This is a genomic window from Fodinibius halophilus (assembly GCF_011059105.1).
Taxonomy (GTDB): Bacteria; Bacteroidota; Rhodothermia; order Balneolales; family Balneolaceae; genus Fodinibius; species Fodinibius halophilus.
This window is the reverse complement of record NZ_JAALLS010000043.1, coordinates 1-7,288: the sequence shown is the minus strand read 5'-3', so window position 1 is coordinate 7,288 and position 7,288 is coordinate 1. Positions and strand designations below refer to the sequence as shown.

At 35.4% G+C, this 7,288-nt stretch carries 6 protein-coding genes; all 6 read left to right on the top strand.

Annotation, left to right across the window (positions count from 1 at the left end):
* Positions 1–89: 89 nt before the first annotated feature.
* Positions 90–674, top strand: coding sequence for a hypothetical protein (locus tag G3569_RS17860; RefSeq protein ID WP_165271453.1), 585 nt, complete (start codon positions 90–92; stop codon positions 672–674).
* A 182-nt stretch (positions 675–856) separates the two neighbouring features.
* A complete protein-coding gene (locus G3569_RS17855; RefSeq protein ID WP_165271452.1) occupies positions 857–2,551 on the top strand; it encodes a MutS-related protein in 1,695 nt (564 codons plus the stop codon).
* 515 nt (positions 2,552–3,066) lie between these two features.
* Entirely contained in the window at positions 3,067–3,594 is a 528-nt protein-coding gene (locus G3569_RS17850; RefSeq protein ID WP_165271451.1) for a hypothetical protein, read from the top strand.
* A 153-nt stretch (positions 3,595–3,747) separates the two neighbouring features.
* Positions 3,748–4,602 carry a hypothetical protein gene (locus G3569_RS17845; protein WP_165271450.1) on the top strand — a complete coding sequence of 285 codons (855 nt, stop codon included), beginning with the start codon at positions 3,748–3,750 and terminating at the stop codon, positions 4,600–4,602.
* A 167-nt stretch (positions 4,603–4,769) separates the two neighbouring features.
* Positions 4,770–5,744, top strand: a complete 975-nt coding sequence (locus tag G3569_RS17840; protein ID WP_165271449.1) for a hypothetical protein — start codon at positions 4,770–4,772, stop codon at positions 5,742–5,744.
* A 401-nt stretch (positions 5,745–6,145) separates the two neighbouring features.
* Positions 6,146–7,174 (top strand): hypothetical protein, encoded by a 1,029-nt coding sequence (locus G3569_RS17835; RefSeq protein WP_165271448.1) that lies wholly within the window; start codon positions 6,146–6,148, stop codon positions 7,172–7,174.
* Positions 7,175–7,288: the final 114 nt, after the last annotated feature.

Here is a 7,288-nt window from a genome sequence, read left to right as displayed (position 1 = left end):
ACCCTGGCGCCTGCAGCTGTAGCGCCATCCGTTAGGTGGCCTAGTCTATTATGATCGATCTTGAATCCAGAATTAAACAAAAACATTAGATGCCTTATCTAGAAATCGAAAATTACCCTATCTTTTTGACCCAAGATCGAGAAAGGTTTCTTGTTCAGGAATTATTCGATGATCCATCAAAACGAGTTGCAACAGAATTAGCAGGTAGCCCTGAAAGAGAAGAATATGTAGAAAAGACAAAAAAATATTTAGAAGCAGAATTTAAAAAAGACAAAAAGTCATTTCTCAAAGAATGGTTCAATTTTAAATTGATTGAACAAGAAGCAAGGGTCAATTTGTATAATATACTTGTTGACTACTCCTATTATTACAATCAATCTTTTTTACAAGACATTAGGTCTGGACAGGAGAAAATTTTGCAGGATCGATTAGGCGACAGTTTAAATTTTCCTTTAGGAAATTCCTTTTATTTCTGCATAAAGGAAAAACAAAATTTTTTTGATAAACTTTTCAGTACAAATTCAGTCGAATCCAGGATTTTGATTAATTCAAACAACACTTATAAGATCGAGGGTAATTTAAAATCCTTCACCCTTTATATGGGCGGAATGGCATTGTTACTATCTGATAAAATTTCAATTATTCCTACTAAAGATCTCAAAACTGCCAATTAAAAATTATTCCGGCCACCTAACCCGCGCATTAAGCGGACACGCCTCGCCGGGACTTGCCACCTTCTGGCTTTTTCCCTTTTCGTTCATTATTTAACTAATCAACATTCATTCGCGTGCAGCTTATGCGCAATGTCGTTAGGTAGCCAAAGCAAATATTACTCAAGTCAGAGTTTCAGACGTTCATGCAAACTTTTATAGCAATTCTTCTTGGAAGTGTAATTGTACTAAGTTTTTGGTTGTATAAAAGGTATCGAAAGAAAAAGAAGATAAGGGAACGATTTAAGAAAAATTGGGGACAGCCCAAGAATAAATCATACAATTGGGGACAAATTCGCAATTATCATGATTATTTGAAAGAATCTGCTACCAATTATCAAATTGATGATGACACGTGGGATGATTTAAACTTAGCTGATATTTATAGCAAAATTGATCATACAATTAGCCCCATCGGACAGCAAGTCTTATATAACATACTTCATTCACCGTTATTCGATGAGGAGGAATTAGAAAAGCGGAAACAATTCGTAGAAATATTCCGAGATGAAAATTTTCGTGTTCAACTTCAATTGAAACTTAATGAATTAAATAATGCTCAAATTTGGCGACTGCCGAATTTGTTATTTAACAATTTACCCAAAATACCCAAATGGTATAATGCGTTATTACTAATCCCTTTTTTTGTTCTCTCCTGCATTGTTTTAGGTTTTATAAATCCAATTTTCTTTTTAGGCTTAGGTATTATACCTGTGTTAAATATGATTGTTCAATATATCGTTGGTAAAAGAATTAGACGATATACATTGGCTTTGAGTGGCATTTCGCCACTATTGACCCAAACGGAAGCTATTTGCACATTAGATTCAAATTGCCAACATCCCTTAGGTTCTATCGGAGAATCATTGCGTAGTCAATCACAAAAGCTCTCCAAGTTAAACCGACGTGTTCATACGTTCCTTCATGAAGGAAACCATAATAGCTTAGGTGGACTATTTTGGGATTATCTCGATATTCTATTGCTACTTAAAATTAACATGTTCACGCTTTCAGTAAAAAGTATTGCTCAGAATAAAGACACTCTCAAAAAACTATATCACAATATTGGATACATAGATGCGATGTTAGCAGTATCCTCCTTTAAATCGAGTCTTTCTGAATATTGTCATCCCAAGTTTACCGATGACAATATTCAGCTAAACTACAACCAAGCCTATCACCCGCTATTAGATCAGCCCGTTGCTAACTCAATCAATATTGAACAAAAAGGAATTTTAATTACCGGGTCTAACATGTCGGGCAAAACGACGTTCTTAAAAACTATTGGAATAAACCAACTGTTTGCGCAAACGTTAAACTTTTGTTTTGCAGATCAGGCTACGCTATCGTTTTGTAACATCATTACTTCAATGCGACGTGAGGATAACCTGCAAAAAGGGAAAAGCTTTTACTTAGGAGAAGTAGACAGAGTAAAAAAACTTATTGACTTGGCTACTAATTCCGAGTATCGAAATTTGTTTTTATTAGATGAAATATTTCGTGGGACAAATACTATTGAACGGATTTCCGCGTCGCTGGAAGTGTTAAAATGGCTCAGGAATAAGTCCAATTTTGTGTTAGCCTCCACGCATGATCTTGAACTCGTCGATTTACTGGGTAAGGATTATGAATTTTATCATTTTACAGAAACTGTTCGTGGGGAGACCATGAATTTTGATTATAAAATTAAGGAAGGTTATTCATCCACAAGAAATGCGATCAAATTATTAGCGATCAATAAATATCCTGAAGAAATAGTGACGAATGCTTTAGAGATGGCAGAGATTCTTGAAGAACAAGAAACAGTAAATTTTACAGCAAATAATAATCTCAAGAATTAATGGCTACCTAACCCGCGCATTAAGTGGGACGTGCCTCGCCGTTGGTTGCCGGTTTCGATTTGGCCAATTCCCGTAGTACATTTTAAAGCAAATTCAGCACTGTTTTGCACGCCCCTTATGCGCAATGTCGTTAGTTTGCCCGCCGGCCTTCGCGGTTTGTCAAAAAAGGCAGCTTCGGCTTAAAAACATTCGTTATTAAGCCGCTTCTTGGTTGACGTTTCCAAAAATCGGAAGTTAGACCAAAACTTTCGCTTTTCCGAAAATCCTAATTCCCATTTTGTCCTGGCCGGTCGGGCGCATCCAAGTCCGTTGCTCGCTGTGGGTTTTCCGCCGGTTTTATCAAACCTGTTGCTGGCTCTCCTGTTTTCGCCCCAAACTAACCCGGCGTATTAACTCGGACGTGCCTCGCCTATTGGTTCCTACTCTTGGATTTAAGCCTCTTCTTTCGTTAGTTGCAAAATAAACATCAGTCCGCACGCCGGTTATACGCTAATCGTTAGCTGTACATCAATAACATGAGTGCAAAACTTCTATATATCATTTTTCCTTTTCTCCTATTTTCCTGTACGACCCAAAAAGGAGATTTTGAAAATTATGAAGTTTATGTCTGGAGAGCTTTCTACAATCCCGCGGATATATCAACTGGTGACTACGAAATCAAAATAGAATCTGATACTTTAATTAATGGGTCTCCAATTCAAATAGATTCCACTGATGGGCGCTTTCTTTTATATCGGAATCTTAATTTTACAAATGATTCTACATGGCATAAAAGAATAGTTAAAATCAATAATGACTCTTTAGCGATTTATTCAAATATGCTAGAAACAATTTGGTATGATGAAGAATACGGTATACTCAAATTTATCATTCCTCATTCGAGAAGGTATGGAAAGATTAGATCCTACGAATTAGTTAAACAGATTGAGGTTGCAAATGGAATTGAGAATGAAAGAAATTTTGATAGCACGGTTTCTGCAATTAATGAGATTCGAGAAAAGGAAAGAGAAAAATTTATTGAAGGCTTAAAACAACAGAACTAAAATGTACACCTAACCCGCGCATTAAGGGGACGCACCTCGCCTGGTCTTGCCATTTTTTGGCTTTTTAGCTCTCCGTTCATTATTTAAGAACTAAACATTTTTACGTGCGCACCTTATGCGCCATATCGTTAGGTTGCCTTAAAAAAATCCATTATGAACCAAAAAGAATATGATAAGTTAGCGAACTTGAGAGACTACATGTTTAAAACATATCATAAGCATGGTTATCAAGCAGCTTGTAATGTGTTAGAACAAAAAAAGGGAGAAATTGATGTACCACATTACATCGGATATAAAGCTGAGCTGAAATTCCTTAATGATTATGAAAAGGAATTCAAACTAACAGTTTCTGGAGATGTTGGTGACAAGAATGATTTTACTGGTAAGATTTCTGATGACTTTTTTAGAATTGACGTTACCACAAATTTCGATTATAAGAAATATGAAGAGTTTGAACCTTTTATCAATAAAGGATTTAAATACAAAATTGCACTTATAGATAAAGAAAACTTTGAATTAAAAGACATTGTTGATATTAATTTTCCAATATGTGAAAACTGTGAAAAAGGACGTCTTTTTGATTTAGTACTATTAGGAAATGAAAACATAAGTATGGCCGGAAATAGAAGTTGGCAATATGACCAGGTTTTATTTCAATATTGTAACTACTGTTCAATTAGTCGGGAAGTATCTCGTATAAATAATACAGTACAGCTACCAGATCTTGAAACTTTACAAAAACAAATTTCAGATTATGCAGAGGGAAAAGCTATTAACCAAAAAGATTATGACTCAATTTTTCAAAATGAGTATGAAAATCAGCTTACTAGGATCAAGAGATTTTTGAAAAATGAGTTCAATAAGATTCCATTTGGTTTATGCAGTAATAGTTACACTATAACTAATCCTAAAAATGCAGATGGTTACAAAGAAACTAAAGTATATTGGCAAGAGAATTTTCTAAAAAATTATATCCCAGATCAATTCGGTTCAATTATAATCCAATAATCTGGCAACCTAACCCGCGCATTAAGGGGACGCACCTCGCCTGGTCTTGCCAACTTTTGGCTTTTTAGCTCTTCGTTCATTATTTATCAACTCAACATTTTTCCGTGCGCACCTTATGCGCCATGTCGTTAGGTGGCTAAGTCAAATCAAAATTCATCATTATCATCATGGAATTTATTATAGTTTTATTAGTAATTGGAATTATTTATTTCCTCTTCATCAAAAAGGGATCAGGCGGAAAATCTTTTCATAAAAACAGAAAGGAAATACACAAAACTGTAGAGCAAGAAGGTGGAATGTATGAGTTGTATAAAGACTTTGTAGATTACTTCAAAGAACAAGACTTTCAAATTAGAGAAATCAACGATGATTCATTATATCTTCATTACGGAACTTCTGTAGGAAAGGTGGGAATACAAATCATTCAAACAGCCCCTCGAAAAGCTGAAATATTAATGGGCTGTGAAATGCGATCGGGTAAATCTCATGAAGCAACCATCAAGGTAAATACCCACGAAAATCAAAATGCTATGGTGGATAGGCTTATTGAAAAATTTTCAGATGGTCAATTATCAGATTTCAAAAATGTTGGTATCAAATTCAATAAATCAGCATCATCTAGAAATAGTAAACAAAATCCAAAATCCTCGATGTCAGTTGATAACGCTGACAATTCTGAAGATTTGATAGAAATAAAAGAATATTACGAAAATCTACTTCAAGAAAAAGATTTGCCAGATAGTTTAAAGACTATAGTTAATGATTTCTTCATTCCTGATAGGGTTAATCCAGAAATATACGATGCAAATAATGAGAAAATAATTAATGGAACAATGTTTAAAGAGGTTTCAAATGATGAAAAATTAGTTTCTCCCAAACTAAAAGAATATTCTGACGCAAATGGCACTATACCAAGAGGAATTCCAAGTTGGTTTGTTGCTGCATATCCTGACGTGACGGTTTGGTTTGCCAGAGATGGAGGTATAAAAGAAATTGAAAAGAAATTTGATAACATGAATAAAAGTGAATTAATAGAAGACGATCTTATTAAAAAAGAAATTTTGAGAAAGGTTATTACTCTTTACAAAGAAAAAGTGAACAACAAATTGGAAACAGCTAGACCACCACATTTTCATTATTAATTCAAAATATGCTTGCCACCTAACCCGCGCATTAAGCGGACACGCCTCGCCAGGGCTTGCCAGATTTCTAGCTTTTTAACTCATCGTTCATTATTTATCAACNCAATATTCCCGGTGCCCGGCCCGTTGCTCTAGGCGCCTATCTCCCGTTTTGTCTGGGCCGGACGGGGCTTATCTCGGGGCGTGCCACTGTGGTTTTCCGTTGTTTGTATCACACCTGTTGCCGGTTTCCTCATCCCGTTGCCCCAAAATAACCAGCGCTATCAGCGGACAGGCTTCCCACTCGCCTTGCCTGCCTGCCTTTTTATGGTTACTCTTTCAACTGCAAACAATGTCAACACTCCGGCGCCTGCAGCTGTAGCGCCATCCGTTATGCTACTTTAAACCTCATAAGAATTGATATGATTAACACTGTTTTAGAACCTGCTGTAGCTATCAATTTTTTTGCATCTTTAAAAACAGACTCACCCTTCTTCAAGAGAGATGTGCTAAACATTATTTTGTTGAATAAAGAAATTCATACACTTTTTGGTGGTAGCGGTAATTTTAAATTCTTACCTATTAAACAAGTTGATATAGATATTATATCAACATTTGAAAACCCTGATTATCAATGGGTACCAGGAGATTTGAATACTTCGAGAGTTAATCTACTCAAATATAGTTTTGATAATGATCTTTGGTTTACTCCTTATCTACATGAATACAATATTGAGGATTATTTGATAGATGTTTCGAACACTCATCCCGACTGCCTAAATCATGCAAAAAAGTCCTTACTGATTAATAATCTTGTAGACTTTTATTGTTTCTTTGAATTTCCGGACATAGAGAATTCTCTTTCAGATGAACTTCTTTCAGAAATCGGAAATTTTAAAGAGAGCAACTTTTATGAAGCTTTTGCCGATGGTCTCATTAAAATTTCGGAGAACTTGGATGGACATTATCACCTTACAGACGAGAATATTCGTTTTTTAAGAAAAAGTTTAACAAAGCTTGAGGGAAGAATAGTAGAAATCACAAAACAAGAAAATTTAGTGAAGGTTGATATTGACGCACTATTAGGCGATGGTTTGTCAATATTGAGTTCTGGAATACTTCCAGGTTTACCTTTAGGAACCTTAAAAGAACTTTTTGAAAAGATTTCAAATATCCGAGAATTCAAGGAAACTCCAGAACTCCGATTCTGTTTAGCCTTGTCAATTTTAAAAAAGACGATTGCATCAAATGTTGAAGATTCTGATATATCAACTTGTCCAATTTGTAAAATATCGATTGCAGAAATTGAACAGTTAAACGAAGAACAATGTCATGAATTACTACATAACTCTGTTGGGGAAAAATGTATAAAACATTCTGTCTCATATTTAGATGGAAGGAAAAAACATCGTTTAATTGGTAAAGGCTTGTTGAAATTTATGAAACAGTAGCATAACAAGCGTTTCAAGCGGACTCGTTTAGGGTTCGGACCCTTAATTTTAACAACTCGGCTCGCCGCTTAAACGCTGGGTCGTTATACTGCACGTCGGCCCCGGCAGGTTGTC